General features: G+C 32.2%; 24 protein-coding genes. 18 read left to right on the top strand and 6 right to left on the bottom strand.

Annotation, left to right across the window (positions count from 1 at the left end; all coding sequences use genetic code 11):
• Positions 1-38: 38 nt before the first annotated feature.
• Positions 39-1,313 (top strand): phosphoribosylamine--glycine ligase, encoded by a 1,275-nt coding sequence (gene purD / locus ACNC7R_RS21770; RefSeq protein ID WP_417943095.1) that lies wholly within the window; start codon positions 39-41, stop codon positions 1,311-1,313.
• Positions 1,314-1,352: 39 nt separating this feature from the next.
• Here the strand turns inward: purD and ACNC7R_RS21765 are convergent, their stop codons facing one another.
• Positions 1,353-1,583 (bottom strand): DUF6341 family protein, encoded by a 231-nt coding sequence (locus ACNC7R_RS21765; RefSeq protein ID WP_029271378.1) that lies wholly within the window; start codon positions 1,581-1,583, stop codon positions 1,353-1,355.
• Positions 1,584-1,724: 141 nt separating this feature from the next.
• On the opposite strand from ACNC7R_RS21765, the gene ACNC7R_RS21760 reads away from it, so the two are divergent.
• A complete protein-coding gene (locus tag ACNC7R_RS21760; protein WP_417943094.1) occupies positions 1,725-2,654 on the top strand; it encodes a DUF6427 family protein in 930 nt (309 codons plus the stop codon).
• Here ACNC7R_RS21760 and upp read toward each other — a convergent pair.
• Positions 2,649-3,302, bottom strand: a complete 654-nt coding sequence (gene upp, locus ACNC7R_RS21755; RefSeq protein ID WP_417943093.1) for a uracil phosphoribosyltransferase — start codon at positions 3,300-3,302, stop codon at positions 2,649-2,651. The genes ACNC7R_RS21760 and upp overlap by 6 nt on opposite strands.
• Positions 3,303-3,412: 110 nt before the next feature.
• On the opposite strand from upp, the gene ACNC7R_RS21750 reads away from it, so the two are divergent.
• The 3 genes from ACNC7R_RS21750 to ACNC7R_RS21740 all read left to right on the top strand — a co-directional run bounded on the left by ACNC7R_RS21750 (position 3,413) and on the right by ACNC7R_RS21740 (position 6,999).
• The gene (locus tag ACNC7R_RS21750; protein WP_417943092.1) at positions 3,413-4,018 is read left to right on the top strand and encodes a DUF4254 domain-containing protein; all 606 of its coding nucleotides are present in this window, start codon (positions 3,413-3,415) and stop codon (positions 4,016-4,018) included.
• Positions 4,019-4,042: 24 nt separating this feature from the next.
• Positions 4,043-5,818 (top strand): ATP-binding protein, encoded by a 1,776-nt coding sequence (locus ACNC7R_RS21745; RefSeq protein ID WP_417943091.1) that lies wholly within the window; start codon positions 4,043-4,045, stop codon positions 5,816-5,818.
• 179 nt (positions 5,819-5,997) lie between these two features.
• Positions 5,998-6,999: a glycosyltransferase family 9 protein gene (locus ACNC7R_RS21740; RefSeq protein WP_417943090.1), complete on the top strand. Its 1,002-nt coding sequence runs from the start codon at positions 5,998-6,000 to the stop codon at positions 6,997-6,999.
• 52 nt (positions 7,000-7,051) lie between these two features.
• On the opposite strand, the gene ACNC7R_RS21735 is transcribed toward ACNC7R_RS21740, so the two are convergent.
• Complete coding sequence (locus ACNC7R_RS21735; protein ID WP_417943089.1) at positions 7,052-7,447, bottom strand: hypothetical protein; 396 nt, start codon at positions 7,445-7,447, stop codon at positions 7,052-7,054.
• A 280-nt stretch (positions 7,448-7,727) separates the two neighbouring features.
• Positions 7,728-8,780 carry a 2Fe-2S iron-sulfur cluster-binding protein gene (locus ACNC7R_RS21730; protein ID WP_417943088.1) on the bottom strand — a complete coding sequence of 351 codons (1,053 nt, stop codon included), beginning with the start codon at positions 8,778-8,780 and terminating at the stop codon, positions 7,728-7,730.
• A 128-nt stretch (positions 8,781-8,908) separates the two neighbouring features.
• Here ACNC7R_RS21730 and ACNC7R_RS21725 point away from each other — a divergent pair, with 128 nt between their 5' ends.
• The 11 genes from ACNC7R_RS21725 to atpG all read left to right on the top strand — a co-directional run bounded on the left by ACNC7R_RS21725 (position 8,909) and on the right by atpG (position 20,191).
• Positions 8,909-10,369 carry a DUF5687 family protein gene (locus ACNC7R_RS21725; RefSeq protein ID WP_417943087.1) on the top strand — a complete coding sequence of 487 codons (1,461 nt, stop codon included), beginning with the start codon at positions 8,909-8,911 and terminating at the stop codon, positions 10,367-10,369.
• 82 nt (positions 10,370-10,451) lie between these two features.
• Positions 10,452-11,147 (top strand): ABC transporter ATP-binding protein, encoded by a 696-nt coding sequence (locus ACNC7R_RS21720; protein WP_417943086.1) that lies wholly within the window; start codon positions 10,452-10,454, stop codon positions 11,145-11,147.
• Positions 11,148-11,234: 87 nt separating this feature from the next.
• The gene (locus ACNC7R_RS21715) at positions 11,235-13,856 is read left to right on the top strand and encodes a tetratricopeptide repeat protein (RefSeq protein ID WP_417943085.1); all 2,622 of its coding nucleotides are present in this window, start codon (positions 11,235-11,237) and stop codon (positions 13,854-13,856) included.
• 2 nt (positions 13,857-13,858) lie between these two features.
• Positions 13,859-14,254 (top strand): bactofilin family protein, encoded by a 396-nt coding sequence (locus ACNC7R_RS21710; RefSeq protein ID WP_417943084.1) that lies wholly within the window; start codon positions 13,859-13,861, stop codon positions 14,252-14,254.
• Positions 14,238-14,465, top strand: a complete 228-nt coding sequence (locus tag ACNC7R_RS21705) for an AtpZ/AtpI family protein (protein WP_417943083.1) — start codon at positions 14,238-14,240, stop codon at positions 14,463-14,465. The genes ACNC7R_RS21710 and ACNC7R_RS21705 overlap by 17 nt, the downstream gene beginning before the upstream one ends.
• Positions 14,466-15,020: 555 nt before the next feature.
• Complete coding sequence (gene atpB, locus ACNC7R_RS21700; RefSeq protein WP_417943082.1) at positions 15,021-16,172, top strand: F0F1 ATP synthase subunit A; 1,152 nt, start codon at positions 15,021-15,023, stop codon at positions 16,170-16,172.
• Positions 16,173-16,273: 101 nt separating this feature from the next.
• Positions 16,274-16,465, top strand: coding sequence for an ATP synthase F0 subunit C (gene atpE, locus ACNC7R_RS21695; RefSeq protein ID WP_163396160.1), 192 nt, complete (start codon positions 16,274-16,276; stop codon positions 16,463-16,465).
• Between the two features lie 121 nt (positions 16,466-16,586).
• Complete coding sequence (locus ACNC7R_RS21690; RefSeq protein WP_417943081.1) at positions 16,587-17,087, top strand: F0F1 ATP synthase subunit B; 501 nt, start codon at positions 16,587-16,589, stop codon at positions 17,085-17,087.
• Between the two features lie 4 nt (positions 17,088-17,091).
• Positions 17,092-17,625 (top strand): ATP synthase F1 subunit delta, encoded by a 534-nt coding sequence (gene atpH / locus ACNC7R_RS21685; RefSeq protein ID WP_417943080.1) that lies wholly within the window; start codon positions 17,092-17,094, stop codon positions 17,623-17,625.
• 37 nt (positions 17,626-17,662) lie between these two features.
• A complete protein-coding gene (gene atpA / locus ACNC7R_RS21680) occupies positions 17,663-19,240 on the top strand; it encodes a F0F1 ATP synthase subunit alpha (protein ID WP_269234122.1) in 1,578 nt (525 codons plus the stop codon).
• 90 nt (positions 19,241-19,330) lie between these two features.
• On the top strand, positions 19,331-20,191 hold the full coding sequence (gene atpG / locus ACNC7R_RS21675; RefSeq protein ID WP_417943079.1) for an ATP synthase F1 subunit gamma: 861 nt from the start codon (positions 19,331-19,333) through the stop codon (positions 20,189-20,191).
• Positions 20,192-21,347: 1,156 nt separating this feature from the next.
• Here atpG and ACNC7R_RS21670 read toward each other — a convergent pair.
• Complete coding sequence (locus ACNC7R_RS21670; RefSeq protein ID WP_417943078.1) at positions 21,348-22,199, bottom strand: IS3 family transposase; 852 nt, start codon at positions 22,197-22,199, stop codon at positions 21,348-21,350.
• A gap of 14 nt (positions 22,200-22,213) precedes the next feature.
• Positions 22,214-22,642, bottom strand: a complete 429-nt coding sequence (locus tag ACNC7R_RS21665) for a transposase (RefSeq protein ID WP_417939275.1) — start codon at positions 22,640-22,642, stop codon at positions 22,214-22,216.
• Positions 22,643-23,485: 843 nt separating this feature from the next.
• Here ACNC7R_RS21665 and ACNC7R_RS21660 point away from each other — a divergent pair.
• Both ACNC7R_RS21660 and dut read left to right on the top strand, forming a co-directional pair.
• Complete coding sequence (locus ACNC7R_RS21660) at positions 23,486-24,946, top strand: lipopolysaccharide biosynthesis protein (protein ID WP_417943077.1); 1,461 nt, start codon at positions 23,486-23,488, stop codon at positions 24,944-24,946.
• 23 nt (positions 24,947-24,969) lie between these two features.
• Positions 24,970-25,404 carry a dUTP diphosphatase gene (gene dut, locus ACNC7R_RS21655; protein ID WP_417943076.1) on the top strand — a complete coding sequence of 145 codons (435 nt, stop codon included), beginning with the start codon at positions 24,970-24,972 and terminating at the stop codon, positions 25,402-25,404.
• The last annotated feature ends 53 nt before the right edge of the window (positions 25,405-25,457 follow it).

The raw sequence follows: 25,457 nt of genomic DNA, 5'->3' as shown, positions 1-25,457 counted from the left end.
GCAATTATTTTTGCACCACAACTAAATACAACTAGACCATGACAATTTTATTATTGGGATCAGGCGGAAGAGAGCATGCATTTGCATGGAAAATGACACAGAGTCCGCTTTGCGAAAAACTTTTTGTAGTACCTGGAAACGCAGGAACTGCTGCAATTGCTGAAAACGTAGCAATATCTGCAACAGATTTTGAAGCAGTAAAAGCCTTAGTACTTAAAGAAAATATAAGTTTAGTAGTTGTAGGACCTGAAGATCCATTGGTAAAAGGTATTTACGATTATTTTAAAAATGATGAAAGTTTAAGACATATTCCAGTTATTGGACCATCAAAACTTGGGGCACAATTAGAAGGAAGCAAAGAATTCGCAAAAGAATTCCTGATGAAACACAACATTCCAACTGCAGCTTATGACAGTTTTACAGCAGAAACGGTTGAAGAGGGATGTAAATTTCTGGAAACATTGCAGCCGCCTTACGTTTTGAAAGCAGACGGATTAGCAGCAGGAAAAGGCGTTTTGATTATTCAGAACCTTGAAGAAGCTAAGACTGAATTGAGAAACATGCTGGTTCATGCAAAATTCGGTACAGCAAGTTCGAAAGTAGTTATTGAAGAATTTTTGGACGGAATTGAATTAAGCTGTTTCGTTTTAACAGATGGAAAAAGCTATAAAATTCTTCCAACTGCAAAAGATTACAAAAGAATTGGAGAAGGAGATACCGGTTTAAACACAGGTGGAATGGGAGCAGTTTCTCCAGTTCCTTACGTAGATGCCGTTTTAATGGAAAAAATAGAAACTCGTATCGTAAAACCAACAATAGAAGGTTTCCAAAAAGACGGAATCGAATATAAAGGTTTTGTTTTCATTGGTTTAATTAACGTGAAAAACGAACCAATTGTTATTGAGTACAACGTTAGAATGGGAGATCCTGAAACTGAAGTTGTGGTTCCGAGATTAAAATCTGACTTAGTTGAATTATTTTTATCTGTTGCAGATCAGAAATTAGGAGACTTTAATTTAGAGGTTGATCCAAGAAGTGCCACAACTGTAATGGTAGTTTCTGGCGGATATCCTGAAGATTTCGAAAAAGGAAAAGTAATTTCCGGACTAGAGAGTATCCAAGATTCAATTGTTTTTCACGCAGGAACAAAATTAGATGGAGAAAATGTCGTTACTAATGGAGGACGTGTAATTGCAATAACATCTTACGGAGATAATTTTCAGGAGGCCATAAAAAAATCTTACCAAAACATAGATAAACTAAGCTTTGATAAGATGTATTTTAGAAAAGATATCGGTTTTGATTTAATCTAAAAATAATTAACAGACCCTTTTTAATTAAAGGGTTTGGTTTTATTTTAAAAATGAATGAGCTGTTGTATCCTGGTTTTCTGTTCCCGCATCATCAAAAATACGTAATTGTTTAATCCAATAAACGATTGCGCATGCACAGATGATCATAAAAATCCAGTTAATAGTGTTTGCACCAAACCATGTAATTAATTCCAAACGACGTAAAAAGTCAAGAGGAGCAAACAAAATGTTAACGAATAAGTATTGAATTCCTTCGAAAAAAGCTGTCATAATTTTAAAAATTATATGTTATTTATTGTTGTGTAATGTCTTGCAGATAAAATTAGATTTATTCAATCTTTTTTCCACTCGTTCGGTTTTTCATTTTAAACAAGTAGTATCTTTACAATCACAAAAGTATAAAATATCCTTATGATAACAAGTGTTTTTAAAAAATCTACACCATTAAATTATTCTTTGGTTGTAATTTTAATACTGGTTTTCTTTTTTATGTATCAAATTCAGGAACCATCATGGATGAGTTCTTATTTTTTAGTGTTTCAGAAAATAAGTTTATTCTGTTTTGTACTGGCTTCTTTTTTTCTGATAAATTTCATTGTTAAAAAAAATGGACTCAGTAAAGATAACGGATATGCGATATTATTCTATTTACTGCTGCTATTATTTTTCCCAACGATATTCCATAACGCAAATGTCATTTATGCTAATTTTTTTCTGTTGCTGGCACTTCGCAGATTAATTTCTTTACAATCTTTAAAGGCTTCAAAAGAAAAAATATTCGATGCTTCTTTTTGGATTTTAGTGGCTTCGTTATTTCAGTTTTGGTGTATTCTTTTCCTGATTTTGGTTTTTATATCCATTATTTTTCACGTTTCTAGGGATTATAGAAATTGGGTTTTACCTTTTATTGCCTTTTTTGCAGTTGCTTTATTGTTTTTAACGGTATCCTTGATTTTCAATTTTGATGCTATAAAATTTATTCAGGACAGGGCATTTATCGATTTAAGGATTGATTATTTTAAAAATAATTATGAAAATGGGGCATTCTCAATTTATGTTGCAGTAGTTTTATTTTTTGTGGTTTCAATACTATCAACCTTGTCAAACAGACCGCAGATTGTCCATACTTCATACAAAAAAGTGGTTGCCTGTTTTTTTATAGCGATATTTGTTTTCATTCTTTCGCCAGACAAAAGCAATGATTTATTGTTGTTTAGTATTACTCCTTTGACCATTATGGCATCGAGTAGTGTTGAATATATGCAGCAAAAACTAAATAGGGAAATTACATTCTATGTCCTTATCTGCTGCAGTTTGTTTACGTTTTTCTCTCAGCTATAATTTGTTTCCGTAAGCAAGATCACCGGCATCGCCAAGACCGGGAACAATATAATTTTTCTCGTTTAATTTTTCGTCCAGGGCAGCAATCCATAAATGACAGTTCTCAGGCAGATTTTTTTCAAGGTAGTCAACTCCTTCTGGTGCAGCAATAACAACTGCAATATGAATTTCCTTTGGAATAGCATTCTCAACTAATTTTTTATGAACTGCGACTATAGACTGGCCAGTTGCCAGCATTGGATCAAGAAGTAAAACTGTTTTATCGTTTAGGTTGGAAATTGCCTGATATTCAACTAAAATTTCAAACTCATCATCATTATTCGGGTGATGCCTGCTGGCCGAAACAAAGCTGTTTTCTGCATGGTCAAAATAATTTAAAAAACCGTTATGAAGCGGTAATCCGGCTCTTAAAATGGGACATAAAACCAAATCAGTTTCGATTTCAGTTGTTTTTTTTATACCAAGCGGAGTTTGAATTTCAACATTTTTATAAGGTAAAACTTTGCTCAGTTCATACGCCATAATTTCACCAATCCGTTCTATATTTCTTCGAAAACGCATACTATCATTCTGAATAGTTACGTTTCTGATTTGTCCTAAAAAGTGATTTAGTATGCTGTTATTTTCAGAGATATAATGGATTTTCATAATAAATTTTTAGAATTATCAATGCTTATGACTTGAAATGAAAAATTAAAGGTTTTTTATCTAACTATAAAAGTATAAAAAGTATCTTTGTAACTCTAAAAAATAAATACATGTTTTCAAAATTAGCATATTCAGTTTTCGAACAAAGCATCAAAGATTATCATGAGTTTGATAGTGTTGACCAACCAATAAACAATCCTTTTCCAAAGGATAAATTCGAGCATTTATTGTATTTGAAAAACTGGATTGATACTGTTCAATGGCATTATGAAGATATTATCCGTGATCCGCAAATTGATCCTGTAGCAGCTTTAACTTTAAAAAGAAAAATTGATGCTTCAAATCAGGAAAGAACTGATATGGTAGAATATATCGATAGTTACTTTTTACAGAAATACAGTCATATAAAAGCTAAAGATGGAGCAAAAATTAATTCTGAAAGCCCTGCCTGGGCATTTGACAGATTATCAATTTTGGCATTAAAAATTTATCACATGTATGAAGAAGCTACACGTGCTGAAGCTACTCAGGAGCACAGAGATAAATGTCAGGAAAAACTAAATATTCTTTTAGAGCAAAGAACAGATTTGTCTACAGCAATTGAAGAATTATTGACGGATATCGAAAATGGAGAAAAATTTATGAAAGTGTACAAACAAATGAAAATGTACAACGACGATGAACTAAATCCGGTTTTATATCAAAATAAAAAATAAAATTTTTAGATTATTATTTTGTCTATGATAACAATTGAAATATTAAAAAAACTCAAAGAGTCAGAAGACAAAGTTGAATTCAAAAAGGGAGAAGGAGGTAACATATCCTACGATGGTGGTTATAAACCTAAACCTAGTGATAGAAGAAGATGTATTTTAGGATATGTTACCGCTTTATGTAATGAAGGTGGAGGATATTTGGTTATTGGAATGACTGATAATTACCCCCATAAAGTAGTTGGTACTCAGCAGAGTTTGGGTTCAATAGGTGAACTTGAATCTAAAATATATACTGATACTGGAATTCGTCCAAAAATATATGAGCTTTATGAAGATTCTAAAAGAGTCTTAGTAATAGAAATTCCGTGTAGACCAGCAGGAAAGGTCTTTAAATTTGAAGATGTTGCTTTAATGAGAGTTGGCGAGGAATTGAAGCCAATGTCAGATGAGTTTTATTTAAAAATCATTCAAGAACAAGAACCTGATTTTTCCCAACAAATATGTGAAGGCTTACAAATTTCTGATTTAGATGAGAAGGCTATAAATTTATTGAAAGAAAAATATTCAATAAAACAAAACAATCCACAGTTTAAGTTATTACCCAACGAGCAGATTCTTTCTGATCTAGAACTTTTAAAAAATGGTAAATTAACCAATGCAGCTTTAATTCTTTTAGCAAAAAAAGAAATCCTTCAAGAAAGATTACCACAAACAAAAGTGATGTTGGAATATAGAAATTCCGAAAGCCAAATTCCTTTTGATAATAGGATAGAATTTGTAGATCCTTTTTTTATCTTAATAGATGAATTGTGGAAAACCATTAATTTAAGAAATGGAAGTTTTCCTATTCAAGATGGAGCTTATATTTTCAATATTCCTTATTTTAATGAAGAAGTAATTCGTGAATCTATTAATAATGCAATATCACATCGTGACTATAGGAGAACTTCTGAAATCGTAATTAAACAGTTTCCTCAAAGACTTGATGTAATCAATGCTGGAGGTTTTCCAGCTGGAGTAACTTTAGAAAATTTAATAAAGATTCCAAGCACTCCTAGAAATAGATTATTAGCTGATATTTTACAAAAAACAGGAATCGTTGAACGTTCAGGACAAGGTGTTGATAAAATATATTATAATACTCTTTCAGAGGGAAAAGCAGAACCAGATTATTCGAAATCAGATAATTTTCAAGTAAGTCTTAAATTATCTGCTATAATAGAAGATAGGGCATTTGCTTTATTTATTGATTCTATACAAAAAGAGCTCGCAGCAAATGATAAACTTTCAGTACTTGAAATAGTTACTTTAAATAAAATTAAAAACGGGATTCAGAAAAGTGAATTAGATTCGGAACAAGTAGATCAGCTTTTACAGAAAAAACTAATTGAAAAACGAGGAAAAACAAATGCAATCTTTTATATTTTATCTAAGGATTATTATGAGTTTACAGATGAGAAAGCTAAATATTATAATCTTCAAGAAATTGATGATGCTCAAGTATTAAATACAATTTTACAGTTTCTATCTAAGGAAGGTAAAGCAAAAATGAAAGATTTTGTAGGTCTTTTTGAAGATAAATTATCAAGAAAGCAAGTGAGATCTAGGGTGGATAAACTAGTTTTAAATCAAACACTTGAACAACAAGGAGAATCTGCTCCAACTTATAAACTGAGTGATGATTACATTAAAAGGATAGAAGTAATTTCAGAAGCTATTAATATTGGAATGAAAGAGATGATTAAAAAACAAAGCAAAGAAAATGAAATGGCCAAAAAAGGACCAAGAAAAAAGAGCTAAATTGTTAAAAACTACGCTTTTTTGTTAATAAACCTCCTCTAATAGGCTGATATTAAGGTTTTTTAAAAAAATGAAATGGCCAAAGAATGGCCAAAAAACCACACTTTTTTAGAATATTCCACCACTTTTTAATTTTAAACTAAGAAAAATTGTCCACCCAAATTAAACATATAGCCGTCATGAGACTATCCGCAATGGGAGATGTCGCCATGACGGTTCCTGTTTTACGCGCTTTTGTAAAACAATATCCTACGATAAAAGTAACCGTTGTTTCACGTCCCTTTTTTAAACCTTTTTTTGAAGGAATTCAGAATCTCGATTTTTTTCCTTTTGATGAAAAAGAGAGACACAAAGGATTTCCTGGACTTTTGAGATTATTCAGGGATTTGAAAAAACTTCAAATTGATGCCTTTGCAGATCTTCATAATGTTTTACGATCTAAGGTCGTGAGTTTACTTTTCGCTTTAAGCGGAAAAAAAAGAGCAACCGTTGATAAAGGCCGTGAAGGAAAAAAACAGTTAACCCGTGCTGAAAACAAGATCTTCAAACAATTGCCAACGATGTTTGAAAGGCACAAAAAAGTATTTGAAGAACTGGGTTTTCCCTTAGATTTATCAAATCCTGAGTTTCCTGAAAAGGCTATTTTAAGCGCTGAAATTACAGATTTAATTGGCGGGAATTATCAAAAATTAATAGGAATTGCTCCTTTTGCCCAATACGATTCTAAAGTTTATCCGCTGGATTTAATGCAGGAAGTAATTTCAAAATTAGCCGAAAATAAAGATCAGACCATATTACTTTTTGGAGGCGGAAAGAAGGAAATTGAGATTTTAGATTCACTTTCAAAACCATTTGAAAATGTGATAAACGTAGCAGGAAAAATTAAATTTCAACAGGAATTACAATTGATAAGTAATCTGAATGTCATGCTTTCTATGGATTCCGGAAATGCCCATATTGCTGCCATGCTGGGCGTAAAAGTAGTTACGCTATGGGGGGCAACACATCCGTACGCCGGATTTTTACCATTCAACCAAAGTTTAGATAACGCCTTAACTGCAGATCGAAAGCGGTATCCAAAATTGCCTACTTCGGTTTATGGAAACAAAATTGTAGAAGGTTATGAAAATGCAATGGGAACGATTTCTCCAGAAGAAGTGATTTCTCAACTAGATCTATGATTTCAAGTCCATAGTGGTTTAGTAGAATTTCAGCTTTAGCTAAAATTTTTCATTATAAACTTAGAAAAAGATATCCCAATACTTTCTTTTTGTTTTTATCGACAACAATTTCTACAAAATGATTTTCTTTTTCTGTAGCCAGTAAAATGTGCTCAAAATCTTCAGTTGAATTTCTGTAAACTTTATGCACCAGTTCAGATTCTTTTATCTTTTTAGATAAAATTTTAGCCGCTTTTAATTCACTTACATACGGCCAAATATTGAAAAAACTATCAGAAGCTGTTATTTCTTTCATTCCTCCAATAATTGAAGAATTATATTTTTCTGGTGAAAGTAGTTTAGGAGCTTTTTTTTCTTTCCTTTTTTTAATTATGAAGTAAATACAAACTAAAGAAGTTACAACAAAAAGTAAAATAAAAGTTAGTCGAAGATAATGATGCGTGGCCATGATATTTAATGTTATAAAAATGTGACAATTAAATGAAGGCTTACAAAATCTATCATCAAAGATAAAAAATGTATCAGTCTTGTAGATTCTACTAATTTACTAAATTCTAGGGATATATTTTAAAAATTTTCAAAAATATTAATGCCATTTTTGATATTTTTAAATTGAAATTCTACTTTAGAAAATAGAATCAAATAAAAATTCCAAATTCAAACGAACCATTGTAACGTTAGAATTTGGAATTTAATATTAAATTTTTTCCAGTTTGGAATTTTAACAATTATACATCATCAAAATCCACATAAATAGTTTCAGAAGTTGGATGTGCCTGACAGCTAAGTACCAAACCATCAGCAATTTCTTTATCCGTTAAGATTGAGTTTTTTGTCATTTCGGCACTACCCTGTGTTATACGGCAAAGACAGCTGCTGCAAATTCCGCCCTGGCAGGAATATGGAGCATCGATCCCCTGTTTTAAGGCCGCATCCAGAATGGTTTGTTTTTGAGACATTTCAAAAGTAACTTCGTCATCATCAACCAAAACAGTGATTTTCGTATGTCCTTCCAGAGAAGTTTTGATTTCATTTTCCTGCGAAGAAGAGGTAAAAAGTTCAAACTTAATAGCGGAGTCTTTTACGTTCTTTTCTTTTAAAATTCCGGAAACCGTATTGATCATTTCTTCCGGTCCGCACAAATAGAATTTATCAAATTGTAATTCCTTGTGCTTGTTGTTCAGCACAAAATTTACCGCCGATTTATCGATTCTTCCAAACAAAGCATTTTCGGCTTTAGCCTGGCTAAATACATAATGTACAAATAAGCGTCCTACGTATTGCAATTGTAAATCGTGAAGTTCCTGATGAAAAATAGTTTCTTCCGGAGTTTTATTTCCGTAAACTAAAACAAATGAACTTTTTGGTTCACTTTTTAAAACCGATTTTATGATAGAAAGTACAGGAGTAATTCCGCTTCCGGCAACAAAAGCTGCGTAGTTTTTTTGTCTTTCAGGATCTGGTTCAAACGTAAATTTTCCTTCTGGCTGTCCCACTTCAAGAACATCGCCTGCTTTTAATTTGGTGTTGGCAAATTGCGAGAAAACCCCATTTTTAACTGCCTTTACGGCAATTCTTAAATCACCACTGTCTGGTGCAGAACAGATAGAATAAGCACGACGAATTTCCTGATTGTCAAGGGTTAATTTTAGGTTTATATATTGTCCGGCAATAAATTGATAGTCCGGTTTTAGTTCTTCGGGAACATTAAAAAGGATGGAAACAGCATCTTTAGTTTCGCGTTTTACCTCTTTAATTATGAGTTTTAAGAATGAAGGCATGATATGATATTTTATGCAAAAGTAGCAAACAGCAGTTAATTCAAAGGTACTAAATTATTTTTTTTAACTTTTTTTGTAACGTTTCGCTAAATTTGATCTCTTACTACAAAACTGAAAACCAAACAACCATGATTAAAAAGTTTATTTATCTCGAATGGAAGGCCTTTACCAGATCAGCATCATTTGGTGCAAATCTGGCAATGAAAATTTTGATAGGTTTTTTAATGGTCTATTTTTCCATCATTTTTATCGGAATGGGAGTAGGGTCATTTTATATACTCAAAAAAATGAATCTTGAACCTTTGGTAACCATCAACAAATTTTTAATTTATTACTTTTTGTTCGATTTAGTTGTTCGTTTGCTGATGCAGGCCATTCCGGTTTTAAATATCAAACCATTACTGGTTCTGCCTTTTAATAAACCTACTATAGTCCATTTTTCTCTGGGTAAAACAGCAGTGTCATTTTTTAACTGGGCACATGCGCTCTTTTTTGTTCCTTTTTCTATAGTACTGATTATTGAAGGCTATGATGTTGTGAGCATTCTTTTTTGGCTTGTAGCTGCTTTTTCGATAGTTTACATCAATAATTTTTTGAATATTATTTTGAATAATATTGACAAATTATTTGTTGTTTTCCTAGCAATTACCTTGGCTTTAGGAGCAGCACAATATTATGAATTATTTGATATTACTATCTTTTCAGGACCTGTTTTTCAGGGATTTTATGAAACAAAAGTACTGTTTTTAATCCCAGTTTTGGTTTTAATTGGGTTGTATTTTTTTACATTCAGATACTTTCAGAATAATTTATTTCTGGATGCCGGACTTTCAAAAAAAGAAGATATTGCTACTACAGAAAATCTTGTCTGGTTAAATCAATTTGGAACTTTAGGGACATTTCTTAAAAATGATATCAAGCTCATCAAAAGAAACAAAAGATCAAAAACGACCATTTTCATGAGTATTCTCTTTTTGTTTTATGGTTTGATCTTTTTTGGAAATACACATCAGCCTGCTATTATGCACATTTTTGCCGGAATATTTGTTTCGGGTGGATTTTTATTTGTTTTTGGGCAGTTTGTACCAAGCTGGGATAGTTCTTATTACCAATTAATGATGACACAGAATATTCCATATCGAGGATACATTACCTCAAAATGGTGGCTCATTGTTATTGCAACGTTTATTTCTACTATTTTGGCATCATTCTATCTTTTTTACGGATTGGAAATTTATCTGACAATTGTAGCCGGTGCAGTTTACAATATTGGAGTCAACTCACATTTGGTACTTCTTGGAGGCGCATTTACCAAAACGCCAATCGATTTAAGCAATGCCGGTGGTGCCTTTGGTGATAAAAAAGCATTCAATATAAGTGCTATGTTGCTTACGCTGCCAAAATTATTGCTCCCATTGTTATTGTATTGGATCGGACTTCATTTCGGAGATAAAATATTAGGACTTGTCTTGGTTGCAGGAGCCGGAGTTTTAGGTTTTGTATTTAGAAATACCGTTTTTTCTATCATTGAAAAAAGATACAAAATCGAGAAATACAGCACGATTCAAGCTTACAAACAGAAGAACTAATTAGTCAATTTGAAAATCTGTCAATTAGATAATTAGCCTTAATTGACAATATAAAATCTTAATTCAAAAATCTAAAATTGCCATGATACAAGTAAATCAGCTTTCAAAAATATATAACGGAACAACAGTTTTAAACATACAAAATCTTGAAATTCCAAAAGGTCAAAGTTTTGGATTAGTGGGAAATAACGGAGCAGGAAAAACTACTTTTTTTAGTTTATTATTAGACCTCATTCAGCCTTCTACAGGGCACATTACAAGTAATAATATTCAGGTCAATACAAGCGAAAACTGGAAATCGTTTACAGGTTCCTTTTTAGATGAGAGTTTCCTGATTGGTTATTTAACTCCCGAAGAATATTTTTATTTTATCGGCGATTTGCGAAATCAGAATAAAGCTGATGTAGATGCTCTATTGGCACAGTACGAAGAATTTTTTAATGGAGAAATTCTTAAAAACAAAAAATACCTGCGTGATCTATCAAAAGGAAATCAAAAGAAAGTAGGCATTATAGCAACACTTATTGGTAATCCTGAAGTGATTATTCTGGACGAGCCTTTTGCCAATTTAGATCCGACAACTGTAAGCCGATTAAAAAAAATTATAAAAGAGCTGGCCGACAATCCAAATATTACCGTTCTCGTTTCCAGCCATGATTTACAACATACTGTTGAGGTTTGCGACAGAATTGTAGCGTTGAACAAAGGTGAAATTGTAAAAGATATTCAAACCTCAAAAGAGACGTTGCAGGAGCTGGAATCGTTTTTTGCCGTTTAAATTTCGATATTTCAAAAAGAAGCGTATTTTTACCAGTCTTATACTAAAATGCCTTTTTAGAAGTTAATTGATTTAAACTCTTTTCTATTGAAAAAGAATACCCTCAAATATAGTTTTCCTTTTGTTTTTATATTTTTTTTGATAGCCTGTTCTACCAAAAGAGACACTTTTTTGGCCAGGAATTCTCATGCTTTAAGTACAAAGTATAATATTTTGTATAATGGCGGAATCGCTTTAGACAAAGGACTGGCAACAATAAAAGGCAATGATCAGGATAATTTTTGGGAAATGCTTCCAATTGAAAAAATGCAAATCAATGATGATCTTTCTGAAAAAGAAAAAACCAAAAATCCGGATTTTGAATTAGCCGAAACTAAAGCAACAAAAGCGATTCAGAAACATTCAATGAATATTGGCGGGAGGGAGAAAAATACCCAGATTGATGAGGCCTATCTAATGCTCGGAAAAGCACGATATTATGACCAGCGCTTCATTCCTGCCCTTGAAGCATTTAATTATATTTTATACAAATATCCGAATAGCAGTAATATTTATACCGCTAAAATCTGGCGTGAAAAAACCAATATGCGTTTAGGAAATGACGCCATTGCGATAAAAAACATCAAACTTTTATTAAAAAATACAGATTTAAAAAAACAGACATTTTCAGATGCAAATGCTTTACTGGCGGAGGCTTTTTTAAATCTTGAACAAAAAGACAGTGCCGTTACCAGACTTAAGGTGGCTGAAAAATTTTCAAGAATAAACGAAGACAGAGCCCGTTATCGTTTTATTCTGGGTCAGATGTATCAGGAAGCAGAAAAAAGAGACAGTGCCATTTATTTTTATAACAGCGTAATCGACATGAACCGTAGGGCTGACCGAAAATATATGATGCAGGCTTATGCAAAAAAAGCACAAATGTTTGATTATGAAAGTGGTAATGATACCCTGTTTTTAAAGACCTATAATAAGCTGGTTAATGATCGGGAGAACAGACCTTATTATGACATCCTGTTTTTTGAAATGGGTGTTTTTTATGATAAAAAGAGACAGCAGGAAAATGCACTGGAATTTTATAATAAATCCTTGGCCAGAAAATCTAAAGATTCTTATTTGGTAGCTTCAACGTACAGAAATATAGGAAATATGTATTTTAAAGCTACAGATTATACAATGGCTGCCAAATATTATGATAGTACATTGGTAAAATTAAACCCGAAAACGAGAGAATTTGCTTTTATCGAAAAAAACCGAAAAAACTTAGATAACGTTATCAAATACGAAGGAATTGCAAAACGAAATGACAGTATCATTAAAGTCAAATCCTTACCGGATGACGAAAGAAGAACCTATTTCGAAAATTATATTGCAGAATTAAAAAAGAAAGATGAAGCAAAACGAATTTTAGAAGAAAAGGAAAAAGAACGATTAGCAAATATTGAACAAAATACAAATTCTAACAATACACCAGAAGCTGTAAATCATCAGTCAGCAGGAAATAATTCGCCTGTAGCTATGCCCGGAGCTTTCAATCCGCCATCCGAAAATGATGCTGCTAGTGCTTTTTATTTCTATAATCCATCAACAGTTGCTTACGGAAAATTACAGTTCAAAAAAATGTGGGGCAACAGGGCATTAAAAGGAAACTGGAGATTATCTGCTTCAAAGTCAAATGACAATACAGCGTTGACAGATTCGATAAGTATGAAATACGATTCTATAAATGCTTTGAAAGATTTAATAGTGATCGAAAAATACACAACAGATTTTTACGAAAAACAACTTCCCACAACTCAGGTTGCCATGGATAGTATTGGAAAAGAACGAAATTTTGCCTACTATCAGTTAGGATTAATTTACAAAGAAAAATTTAAGGAATACGATTTGGCCAGCAGTAAATTTGAGCAATTGCTTCGTAATAATCCGGAAGAAAAATGGATTTTACCATCGATGTACAATTTGTATAAAATTTACCAGATTACAAATCCTGCAAGAGCTGAAAGGATAAAGTCTGATATTACTGCGAATTACCCAAATTCGAGATATGCCCAAATTTTAAACAATACAAATCCTGAAAATGGCTCAAATTTATCACCTGAAAAGGAATATGAAAAATGGTATAAATTATTTCAACAGGAACAGTTTGATGAAGTGCTGGACAACATAGACAATTTAATAAATCAATATTCCGGAGATGAGATTGTTTCGAAATTTGAATTGTTAAAAGCCAATACATTAGGAAAAGTGAATGGTTTGGCGACCTATAAAAAAAGCATGGAAGAGGTAGCTGATAATTACCCGAATAGTGAAGAAGGCAAATCTGCACGTGAAATTTTAGAAAAGCAAATTCCAATACTTGAAAAACTTGATTTTACAACAGACGGGAAAAGCTGGAAGATTTTATATTTGGTAAATAAAAATGATACTAAAACAGCCAAAAAAATTGAAGAAGCGATTAAGGTTTTTTTATTAATTGAAAATTTTGAAAGATTAACCACTTCTTTTGATAAATATAACAGGACTGAAAGCTTTTTTGCAATTCACGGTATAAAATCTGAAGCTTATGCCAGAGATGTTGCAGGGGTTTTGAGAGATGATGAAAAATATAAAATTTCACATCCGTTCATTATTATTTCAAGTGAAAATTACAAAATAGTTCAGATGAAGAAAAACCTTCAGACTTACTTAGCGTCAAAAATTCCATAATTATGTTTGAAAAAGCAAAAAAAAGCGGCACAGAACTTTTAGGAAAAACCAACAGAATTGTTGAAGGAACTTCTATTATAGGTGATATAGTTTCTAAAGCAGATTTTCGACTGGATGGAGAATTAATTGGAAATTTTACCTCACAGGGAAAATTAGTTATTGGACCATCAGGTGTTATAAAAGGGGAAATCATTTGTCATAATGCAGACATCGAAGGAGAATTCCAGGGAAAACTAAAAGTCTTAGAAGTTCTTAATATAAAAGCCACTGCACGTATTCATGGAGAAGTAGCAGTTGGAAAATTGTCTATTGAACCCGGAGCTGACTTTACAGCAACTTGTACAATGCTTGCTCATTCAAATCAGGTAATAATGCTAGAAGATGGAAAAGGAACCTAATAACAATAAAAGAAACAAATGGCTGGCTCTTATGAATATTCCTTTTCAAATGGGGGTCATTATTTTTTTGTTTTCTTACTTAGGAACGTGGCTTGATGAAAACCATCCAAGTCCAAAAGTCTACTACAATAAGATATTAGTTATGGTTGGTGTGGGTATTGCATTATATAATGTTATTCGCCAGGTAAACGAAATCAATAAAACAAAGTAATTTCGCTATAAATAAATAGTGCATCTTTGCATAAAATTATTTTGAAATGCTTTTAAGAAATTACAGACCTCTTTTATATTTATTTTTTTTAACCTTCTTTACCTATATAATACATAAGGCGGTTTTTTATTTTTTAAAAGTTAACGATAATAATTTTCATTATACCTTGGAAATTTTGTATTTAATCTTTTCATTATTTGCGACGATATTACTAGTTATCATATTAAAGTTTAAAAAAGACAAATTTGACAGCATAGGAATGTTTTTTATGTTAGGAACTTTTATTCAAATGCTTTTGTCCTATTTAATATTGAAGCCGATTTTATCAGATAAAATTCATAACGTAACTGTTGAAAAAAGCAACTTTTTTATAACATTTATTTTGTTTTTGTTATTTCAGACGCTTTTAACTGTCGGATTATTAAATAAAAAGCTTTAAAACAGCAATTCTGTATAATAAGGTTCAAAAATAATTTTTTATATCCTTTTTAATATTAATAAAAAATGTACCTTTGCACCAAATTTTAGAAACGTAAAAATAAGATTTTCCACGATATGGTGATTTCAAACAAACCACTCAGATTTATTCTTGCAGCTTTAGTAGCTTGTCTTCCACTAATGGGCTTTTCAAATATTGAAAAAGACTCAGCGCATGTTCAAACTGAAGAAGCTCATGGAGCTGTTTCAGAAGAACATCACGCAGAACCGACAGATGTTAAATCTAAGATTAAAGCATTTATTGGTCACCACGTTTTAGACTCACATGATTTTACTTTAACTCAGGATGATGAAACGGGTAAATATTATGGTTTTCCATTACCTGTAATTATTTGGGATAATGGTCTTCAAGTTTTTTCTTCTTCAAAATTTAATCACGGACATTCAGTAGCAGAATCAAATGGTAACTATTATGTAATTAATCATCATGATGGTAAAATATACAAAACAGATGCTGAAGGAACAATTACTGAAGATGAGAAAACAGGTCATCCAACAAATGTTCGTCCTTTAGATTTTTCAATTACAAAAACAGTAGTTTCTATTTTTGCAGCAGCTTTATTGATGTTTTGGTTATTTTCAAGTTTAGCTAAATCATATGCTAAAAATGGAGGGATTGCTTCTGGTGTTGGAAGAATCTTCGAACCATTGGTAGTTTACATTCGTGACGAAGTCGCTATTCCAAACATTGGAGAGAAACACTATAAAAAATACATGAGTTATTTATTGACAATCTTTTTCTTTGTATTGTTTTTAAATATTTTCGGATTAACTCCACTAGGGATAAATGCTACCGGTAATTTGACAATTACTTTTTCTTTAGCAATCCTTACGTTTTTAATTACAAATCTTACAGCAAATAAAAATTATTGGGGTCATATTTTCTGGATGCCAGGAGTGCCAAAACCAATGAGAATTATTTTGGCACCAATTGAATTATTAGGTGTTTTTATCAAACCATTCTCGTTAATGATTCGTTTGTACGCTAATATCTTTGCTGGACATATCGTTTTAATGAGTATCATTGGATTAATGTTTATTTTTAAAAGCTGGATTGGAAGCAGTCTGTCTTTTGGATTGTCATTCGTACTTTCTATACTTGAAATTCTGGTAGCATTTTTACAAGCCTATATTTTTACCATGCTGTCTGCACTTTATTTTGGTTCAGCAGTAGAAGAGCATCATCACGAAGAGGAAGCTCATCACTAAATTTTAGATTTTATAATTTGAATTTCAGATTATCATCTAAAATCTAAACGCATCAGGATGTAAAAATCAAAATTGAATGTTTAATTTTTAATTTATATATTATGGAAATTCCAAATATCGTTGGAGCAGGATTAATCGTAATCGGAGCAGCATTAGGAATTGGTAGAATCGGTGGTTCAGCAATGGACGCTATCGCTCGTCAGCCAGAAGCTTCAGGAAAAATCCAAACAGCTATGCTTATCGCTGCTGCACTTATTGAAGGTATTGGTTTTGCTGCGTTATTCGCTGCTTAATTAAAACAAAAGCAATAGTTACAACGGTTGGTTGTAACTATTGTTTAAATTAAAACATTAAAAAATTGTTTTTAAGAAATGCAATTTTAGAGACATCAATTAAAATTTATAATCATATATAATGGAAAAGTTAATAAATCAGTTTGAGTTCGGTTTGTTTTTCTGGCAAATAATCATTTTTGTTGGATTAATTCTTTTGTTGAAAAAATTCGCATGGAAACCAATTCTTGATGCAGTAAATCAAAGAGAGCAAGGGATAAAAGATGCATTGCTTTCTGCTGAAAATGCAAGACAGGAAATGCAAAATTTACAAGCTGACAATCAAAGAATACTAAATGAAGCTCGTGCAGAACGTGATGCGATGCTAAAAGAAGCTCGCGAAATGAAAGAGAAAATGATTGCTGATTCTAAAAGCGAAGCACAAGAGGCTGGTCAAAAAATGATCGAGCAGGCTAAAGCGGCTATTGAAAGTGAAAAAAATGCTGCAATGGCAGAATTGAAATCTCAGGTTTCAACCTTATCATTAAGCATTGCTGAAAAATTATTGAAAGAAGAATTATCTAACAAAGAATCTCAAACTAAACTGGTTGAGAAAATGTTAGGTGACGTAAAGCTAAACTAATATTATGGCAAGTACAAGAGCAGCAATTCGTTATGCAAAAGCAATTCTGGACTTAGCAAACTCTAAAGGTGTTGCCGAAGCTGTTAATAACGATATGAAATTAATCGCCTCGACGATTGATACAAATTCAGAATTGAGTGATTTTATTCAAAACCCAACTACAAGGGTTGAAGTTAAAGAAAGTGCTCTTTTGGAAGTTTTTGCAAATGTAAATGATGTAACCAAAGGTTTATTTCGTTTATTATTCGAAAACAAAAGATTTGAAATTCTGGATGCAATTGCATTAGAATATACTAAATTATTTGATAAAGGCAACGGAATAGAAGTAGCAAAAGTTACGACAGCAATCCCAATGGACGCAGATTTAGAAGCTAAAGTTTTAGCTAAAATTGCAACTTTATCAGATAAAAAAATAACGATTGAAAATATAGTAGATCCGGCAATTATTGGAGGATTTATTTTAAGAATAGGTGATCAGCAGTACAACGCTTCTGTTGCAAACAGATTACAAGTTTTAAAGAGAGAGTTAAGTAATTAGTTTTATAACACAAAAAGTGTCTAAATTATAAATTAAGATGGCGGAAATCAAACCTGCTGAAATTTCAGCAATATTAAGAAAGCAAGTAGAAGGTTTTGAATCTGGTGCTACGCTAGAGGAAGTAGGAACAGTACTTCAGGTTGGGGATGGTATTGCTCGTGTTTACGGGTTATCTAATGTACAATATGGTGAGTTGGTTGAATTTGAAAACGGACTTGAAGCTATTGTATTGAACCTTGAAGAAGACAACGTAGGTGTGGTACTTTTAGGACCATCAACAGGTATTAAAGAAGGATCAACAGCAAAAAGAACCCAACGTATTGCTTCTCTTAAAGTAGGTGAGCAAATGGTAGGACGTGTAGTTAACACTCTTGGTTTTCCAATTGATGGAAAAGGGCCAATTGGTGGTGATTTATACGAAATGCCTTTGGAAAGAAAAGCACCTGGTGTAATTTTCCGTCAGCCGGTAACTGAGCCATTACAAACTGGAGTTAAGGCAGTAGATGCTATGATCCCGGTTGGACGTGGACAGCGTGAGCTTGTAATCGGTGACCGTCAAACAGGTAAATCAACCGTTTGTATCGATACCATCTTAAATCAAAAAGAATTTTACGATGCAGGAAAACCTGTATTTTGTATATATGTTGCAATTGGACAAAAAGCTTCAACTGTAGCAGGAATCGCTAAAATGTTAGAAGAAAAAGGAGCAATGGCTTATACAGTTATTGTTGCTGCAAATGCTTCTGATCCAGCTCCAATGCAAGTTTACGCTCCTTTCGCAGGTGCTGCAATTGGAGAGTACTTTAGAGATTCAGGTCGTCCTGCACTTATTGTGTATGATGATTTATCTAAACAAGCTGTTGCTTACCGTGAGGTTTCTCTTTTATTGAGAAGACCACCGGGACGTGAGGCTTACCCTGGAGACGTTTTCTACTTACACTCTCGTTTATTAGAGCGTGCTTGTAAAGTAATTGCTGACGATGGAATTGCTAAAAACATGAACGATTTACCAGATTCTATTAAACCTATTGTAAAAGGTGGTGGTTCTTTAACTGCTTTACCAATTATCGAAACTCAGGCTGGTGACGTTTCTGCATACATCCCAACAAACGTAATCTCGATTACAGATGGTCAGATTTTCCTTGATGGAGATTTGTTCAACTCAGGGGTTCGTCCTGCAATTAACGTAGGTATCTCTGTATCTCGTGTTGGAGGTAATGCTCAAATTAAATCAATGAAAAAAGTTTCTGGAACTTTAAAATTAGACCAGGCTCAATTCCGTGAATTAGAAGCTTTCGCTAAATTTGGTTCTGATCTTGATTCTGTTACTTTAAACGTAATTGAAAAAGGAAAAAGAAACGTTGAAATCTTAAAGCAAGGTTTGAATGATCCTTATCCTGTTGAAAACCAAGTAGCGATTATTTATGCAGGATCTAAAAACTTATTGAAAAACGTTCCTGTAAATAAAGTAAAAGAATTTGAAGCAGATTTCATCTCTTACTTAAACAGCAAACATAAAGATACGCTTAACGCATTGAAAGCTGGTAAATTAGATGATAACATTACTGATGTTATTGAAAAAGCAGCAAAAGAAGTTTCAGCAAAATATAACTAATAAGATAATTCGTAAATTAGATAATTAGAAAATGGCTTAACATTCTTCTAATTATCTAATTTTCAAATTGTCACATTTTCTAATTAATAGATGGCAAATTTAAAGGAAATCCGTAATAGAATTACTTCCGTTTCATCAACGATGCAGATTACATCGGCTATGAAAATGGTTTCTGCTGCAAAGCTCAAGAAAGCACAAGATGCAATCACGGCAATGCGCCCTTATGCCGAGAAATTAACAGAGTTACTGCAAAATCTTTCTGCTACACTTGATGGTGAAGTTGGAGGAGATTACACAACACAACGTGAAGTAAAAAAAGTATTGCTTGTAGCAATAACTTCTAATAGAGGTTTATGTGGTGCATTCAATTCAAATGTAATTAAAGAAATCAAAAACCGTACTGAATTTTACGCAGGGAAACAGGTTGATGTTTTTCCTATAGGTAAAAAAGGGAACGATGTTTTGGCTAAAACACATAAAGTTCATGGTCATCATAATGCAATTTTTGATCATTTAACTTTTGATAACGTTGCGTCAATTGCAGATAATTTGACTGAAAGATTCTTATCTGGAGAGTACGATAGAATTGAATTGGTTTATAATCAGTTTAAAAATGCTGCAACTCAAATTGTTCAGGTTGAACAGTTTTTGCCTCTAGCTCCAATTAAATCTGACGAATCAGTTTCTGCTGGAGATTATATTTTCGAGCCTTCAAAAGAAGAAATTGTTTTGACTTTGATTCCAAAATCATTAAAAACACAATTATACAAAGGTATTCGTGATTCTTTTGCTTCAGAACACGGAGCACGTATGACAGCAATGCACAAAGCAACTGACAACGCAACAGCATTAAGAAATCAATTAAAATTGACTTATAATAAAGCACGTCAGGCGGCTATTACTAATGAAATCTTAGAAATTGTTGGTGGTGCAGAAGCCTTGAATGGATAATAAATATTCAAAATTATATACAAAAAAGAGCCTGCAATCAAATGCAGGCTCTTTTTTTGTATTTAAGAATTCCCCACTATTCTTAAATTAGATTTTAAAATGGTGATTCTGGAGAATTCTTTTCCCCAAGAATCAGTACCATTTTAAAGAGTTCAAGTGGATTAACCCACTTTTGCTTTGTTTTTATGGGAACAAACTAGCTTTATTAATCCCAATGCTCACTTTTTAAAGGGTTATATTCAGCTCTTACAATCCCTGTGCTTTGTTTTTATGGGAACAAACTAGCTTTATCAACCCGATGCTTACTTTTTTTAGAGGGTTGTGTTTCAGCTCTTACAATCCCTGTGCTTTGTTTTTATGGGAACAAACTAGCTTTATCAACCCGATGCTTACTTTTTTTAGAGGGTTGTGTTTCAGCTCTTACAATCCCTGTGCTTTGTTTTTATGGGAACAAACTAGCTTTATCAACCCGATGCTTACTTTTTTAGAGGGTTGTGTTTCAGCTCTTACAATCCCTGTGCTTTGTTTTTATGGGAACAAACTAGCTTTATCAACCCGATGCTTACTTTTTTTAGAGGGTTGTGTTTCAGCTCTTACAATCCCTTTGCTTTGTTTTTTTAAGGGTTACCTATTAGCTTTAATCAATCCCGTGCTTTGTTTTTAGGGTACAAATAGCTAAATTATCCCAAGCTCTGTTTTTTTATAGGTTACATATCAGCTGTATCATTCCTACTATGCTTTGTTTTATGGTACAAAATAGCTTCATCAACCAAATGCTTTGTTTTTTTGAGGGTTACATATCAGCTGTATCAATCCCTTATTTTTTATAAAAAAGATTTACTTTTTTAGTATTACAAATATTTGATTATATTATCAAAACCACAATACCCACATTTAGTGATTTTTTCAATTTTGTTATTTATACTAATTATGAGGTATAAGTTATTGATTTTGTATGTTCTATGTTGGTTGAACTACTTAATAATTGTATTTGAGATACATTATATGGTAGAGATGAGTAGAAAGACTTTTTTAAAATTATAGTAAATTTTAATTATAAACAATACTATCCCAGGTTTGTTCTCATCTTTTTTATAGAACTTATGTCTAGTCCTGAAAAAGTGATACAGGATTAATAAAAAATAAAAGTACAATTTTAGACAGTAGCAAGCTCAGGTTTGCTACTGTTTTTTGTTTTATAGGTTCTCATTTTAATTTTGTTTTGGTTATGCATCTGATTTGGAGTAAGCATGTAATTAGAATAATGAGGTCTGATTTCATTATAGATATCAATAGCTTCTTTTACAATTTTTTGCATGATTTCTGCTTTTTGGTTGTATTTGTCAACCCTAAATTCCTGTTTTAAAATACCATTAATCCTTTCTGCCACTGCATTTTCATAAGGGTCAGAGTTTTTTGTCATACTACATAGAATTTTATTTTTATTAAGCTGCTTTTGATAGTCATTAGCACAATATTGAATCCCTCTGTCTGAGTGATGTATCAATGGTAAGTTTTTGTTGTTTCTGTGTTTAAGAGCCATTTTAAAAGCCTTCAAACTGCTTTCTGTGTTCATGTTATCGGCGACATAATATCCCATAATCTTTTTAGAATAAGCATCTGTGACTAAGCTTAAATAGCAAGGATTATCTCTTTTTCCTATATAGGTTATATCAGAGACCCAAACTTGCTCTGGTCTGTTAATTTCTAAATCTAGAATTCGATTTTGATGTTTATTAAATCGATGATGTGAGTTAGTCGTTACATGATAACTTCGTTTAGAATGTATCAATAAATGATTGGCTCTGAGTATATCAAAGAACTTATCTCTTCCAATTTTCATTAATTGAAGTTTATCCAACAAAAGATAATATAGTTTTCGAGCACCTATTCTAGGCATTGTCTTCCTGATATTATTCACCATCAAAATCACTTCTTTGGCTTTGTTTTGTTTGGATGCTATTCTTCTAGTCTTTCGATAATAAACCTGTCTGTCTATCCCGAACAAATAACAGGTAAACGCTACTGTTTTTTGTTCTTTTGCTTTAAAGCGGGCGATTGTTCGGGTGCAGAGTTTTTTCGGATATCGATATGATATTCTTTCTCAGCTAAATCAATCATCATGTCAAACAAGATTGCTTTTTTATCTGCAACGTAAGCTTGTCGTTCTAAAAAAGCCTTTTGTTTTTCTAATAGCTTGACTTGGGCTTCAAGTTCCATAATTTTTTGTTCGGGTGACTTTGCCATATTCAAAGGGGATTGGTTTTCCCAATCAAAGTTACCAAATTTTCGTAACCAGCCCAGAACTGTAGCATGGCTTTGAATACCATATTGTTTTCTAATTTGGGTAATTGATGAACTACCTTGCTCAACTTCTCTAACGATTTGAAGTTTTAAGGACATGCTGTAATCTCGCTGGGTGCGCTTTACATAATTGCTGTATTCTTCCATAACGATTGTTTTTGTGTATCGCTATTTCAGGACGGGACATTAAAATAAAAACAAAAGAGCCAACTTTCATTGTTGGCTCTTTTAATATATAGTTTTAATTTATTTTTATTAACTATAAAATGGTGATCCTCAACTTCCCCAAAAAATTGAGAATCAATACCATTTTATAACAATTGACAGATTATTCTCTGTAGTGCTTTGTCTTTTATGGGAACAAACTAGCTTTATTAGTCCCAGTGCTCTGTTTTTTTAAGGGTTACATTTCAGCAGAATCAATCCCAGTGCTTTGTCTTTTATGGGAACAAACTAGCTTTATTAGTCCCAGTGCTCTGTTTTTATAGGGTTACAATACAGCAGAATCAATCCCTTTTGCTTTGTCTTTTATGGGAACAAACAAGCTTTATCAGTCCCAGTGCTTCCTTTTTTATAAGGGTTGTATTTAGCTTTCTCAATCCCTATGAGACAAATTTATGATGATAAGTCAGGAAAAATGTTATATAATTTTCTTATCCTAGTTATATATTTCACATGTATAAGTTTTTTTAACCTGAATTATCTAGAAAAAAATTTGTTTAAGATTTTCTTACTAAATATCAGCTTATCAAAACAGAGCTTATTTTCTTAATGATTTCAGTTGTGTGTTCACAAATTTGATGCTTTCACAGTAAATTTTGGAAGCACATATAATTATTATGACTAAAAAGGTTTTCATTTAGTCTAAGCTTGAATGAGAAAAATTAATTCATTAAAATTGTTGTGAAGTTTTTTTATTGATTCGTTAAAAACACCAATAAAACCAAAGAATTGGTTATTTTTGTTTTTCGAACTTTATTACTAATTATTTTGGGATTATATAAAAATCTATTCAAACAAACTGCAATTTATGGATTAGCAACCGTTTTGCCACGAATGCTCAGTTTTTTATTAGTCAGATTATATACAGGTATTTTACCTACAGCTGAATATGGCGAAGTTTCGATTGTTTTGTCCTGGATGGTTTTCTTTAATGTGATTCTTTCCTATGGAATGGAAACTGCTTTTTTTAGATTTTACAGCGCCGAAGATGACAAGAAAAATGTAATTGCAACGGCAACGATATCAGTATTTTGGACTTCAATTGGGTTTTTATTCGGAGCGTTAATCTTTAGAAACACACTTGCAAACTGGGCAGAAGTTGATACGCAATATGTTACCTATTCTGTTTGGATTTTAGTTCTGGATGCTTTGGTTTTAATACCATTTTCTAAACTTAGAGCCAATCAGCGACCAATGGTTTACGCAGCTATTAAAATTGGAAATGTTGTTATAAATCTCTTGCTGAATATATTTTTCTTACTTTATTTACCAAAACTGGCAACAGATAATCCTAATTCTGTGTGGGATAATCTATATATTGAAAATTTTCAGATTGCCTATATTTTCATTGCAAATCTTTTAGCAAGTTTAGCCACATTTATTGTTCTTTCTCCAAATTATCTTTCACTAGGAAGAAGATTTGATCCTGCACTTTGGAAAAAAATGATGAAATATGGGTTGCCAATTCTTGTTGCCGGAATTGCATTTGCGGTTAATGAACATTTTGATAAAATTTTATTAGGCTATTTATTGCCGGAAAATTTAGCGAAGTCAGAAGTTGGAGCTTATTCGGCTTGTTATAAGTTAGGATTATTTATGGTTTTGTTTGCCACAGCATTCAGACTCGGAATAGAACCTTTCTTTTTTAGTCATGCAAAAAATGAAAATGCTCCTCAAACTTATGCAGTTATCACGAAATATTTTGTGATTTTAGGATCGCTCATTTTATTGGGAGTTATTGTTTTTGCAGATATTCTAAAACTTCTTTTGCTGGATAATAAATCGTATTGGGAAGCAATGAAAGTTGTTCCTCTAATTATTCTGGCCAATTTTTTTCTGGGAATATACAACAATTTATCTGTTTGGTATAAATTGACAGATAAAACAAGAATAGGGGCATACATTTCTATAGTTGGTGCCATTGTAACATTGTTTTTAAATTATTTATTAATTCCAAAATACAGTTATTACGGATCAGCAATTGCCACTATTTCAGCTTACGGAAGTATGATGCTTATTTCATATATCTTAGGAAACAAATATTATCCAATACCTTATGATATGAATAAAATTGGAGCTTATCTTGGAATTTCAATTGTATTTTCAGCTATTTCTTTTTACTGGTTTAGAGAAAATTATTTTGTAGGAATTCCGTTATTGCTTGGATTTATTTATTTTGTCTATCATAATGAAAAAGACACAATCAAAGGAATTATGAATAAAAAATGATGCCTTAAATTTTAAAATAAAAAATGAAAATACAAATTATTAATAAATCGCAACACGACTTACCAAATTATGAAACAATTGCTTCGGCAGGAATGGATTTACGTGCCAATTTAACTGAACCAATAATTTTAAAACCATTAGAAAGAACAATTGTAAAAACCGGTCTTTTTATTGAGTTGCCTATTGGTTACGAAGCCCAGGTCAGACCAAGAAGCGGTCTGGCGGCTAAAAAAGGGGTTACGGTTTTGAATTCTCCCGGAACTGTAGATGCTGATTACAGAGGTGAAATAGGCGTAATTTTAGTAAATTTATCAAACGAGGACTTTGTAATCGAAAACGGAGAACGAATTGCACAATTGATCATTGCCAAACATGAAAGGGCAGAGTGGATTGAAGTTGAGGAACTTTCTGAAACTTCAAGAGGAGCTGGTGGTTTCGGAAGTACAGGTGTGAAATAGTTTCAGTAAACTGTATTATTACTCTAAAAAACTGTATCATTTTCAACTAAATG

Origin of the sequence: Flavobacterium adiutor (assembly GCF_048282555.1) — a bacterium.
Classification (GTDB): domain Bacteria; phylum Bacteroidota; class Bacteroidia; order Flavobacteriales; family Flavobacteriaceae; genus Flavobacterium.
This window is presented reverse-complemented; position numbering and strand designations above follow the sequence as displayed.

Coding starts and splice junctions, on each gene's coding strand:
- purD (WP_417943095.1), top strand. CDS start 39: ATGACAATTTTATTATTGGGATCAGGCGGAAGAGAGCATGCATTTGCA.
- ACNC7R_RS21765 (WP_029271378.1), bottom strand. CDS start 1,583: ATGACAGCTTTTTTCGAAGGAATTCAATACTTATTCGTTAACATTTTG.
- ACNC7R_RS21760 (WP_417943094.1), top strand. CDS start 1,725: ATGATAACAAGTGTTTTTAAAAAATCTACACCATTAAATTATTCTTTG.
- upp (WP_417943093.1), bottom strand. CDS start 3,302: ATGAAAATCCATTATATCTCTGAAAATAACAGCATACTAAATCACTTT.
- ACNC7R_RS21750 (WP_417943092.1), top strand. CDS start 3,413: ATGTTTTCAAAATTAGCATATTCAGTTTTCGAACAAAGCATCAAAGAT.
- ACNC7R_RS21745 (WP_417943091.1), top strand. CDS start 4,043: ATGATAACAATTGAAATATTAAAAAAACTCAAAGAGTCAGAAGACAAA.
- ACNC7R_RS21740 (WP_417943090.1), top strand. CDS start 5,998: ATGAGACTATCCGCAATGGGAGATGTCGCCATGACGGTTCCTGTTTTA.
- ACNC7R_RS21735 (WP_417943089.1), bottom strand. CDS start 7,447: ATGGCCACGCATCATTATCTTCGACTAACTTTTATTTTACTTTTTGTT.
- ACNC7R_RS21730 (WP_417943088.1), bottom strand. CDS start 8,780: ATGCCTTCATTCTTAAAACTCATAATTAAAGAGGTAAAACGCGAAACT.
- ACNC7R_RS21725 (WP_417943087.1), top strand. CDS start 8,909: ATGATTAAAAAGTTTATTTATCTCGAATGGAAGGCCTTTACCAGATCA.
- ACNC7R_RS21720 (WP_417943086.1), top strand. CDS start 10,452: ATGATACAAGTAAATCAGCTTTCAAAAATATATAACGGAACAACAGTT.
- ACNC7R_RS21710 (WP_417943084.1), top strand. CDS start 13,859: ATGTTTGAAAAAGCAAAAAAAAGCGGCACAGAACTTTTAGGAAAAACC.
- ACNC7R_RS21705 (WP_417943083.1), top strand. CDS start 14,238: ATGGAAAAGGAACCTAATAACAATAAAAGAAACAAATGGCTGGCTCTT.
- atpB (WP_417943082.1), top strand. CDS start 15,021: ATGGTGATTTCAAACAAACCACTCAGATTTATTCTTGCAGCTTTAGTA.
- atpE (WP_163396160.1), top strand. CDS start 16,274: ATGGAAATTCCAAATATCGTTGGAGCAGGATTAATCGTAATCGGAGCA.
- ACNC7R_RS21690 (WP_417943081.1), top strand. CDS start 16,587: ATGGAAAAGTTAATAAATCAGTTTGAGTTCGGTTTGTTTTTCTGGCAA.
- atpH (WP_417943080.1), top strand. CDS start 17,092: ATGGCAAGTACAAGAGCAGCAATTCGTTATGCAAAAGCAATTCTGGAC.
- atpA (WP_269234122.1), top strand. CDS start 17,663: ATGGCGGAAATCAAACCTGCTGAAATTTCAGCAATATTAAGAAAGCAA.
- atpG (WP_417943079.1), top strand. CDS start 19,331: ATGGCAAATTTAAAGGAAATCCGTAATAGAATTACTTCCGTTTCATCA.
- ACNC7R_RS21665 (WP_417939275.1), bottom strand. CDS start 22,642: ATGGAAGAATACAGCAATTATGTAAAGCGCACCCAGCGAGATTACAGC.
- dut (WP_417943076.1), top strand. CDS start 24,970: ATGAAAATACAAATTATTAATAAATCGCAACACGACTTACCAAATTAT.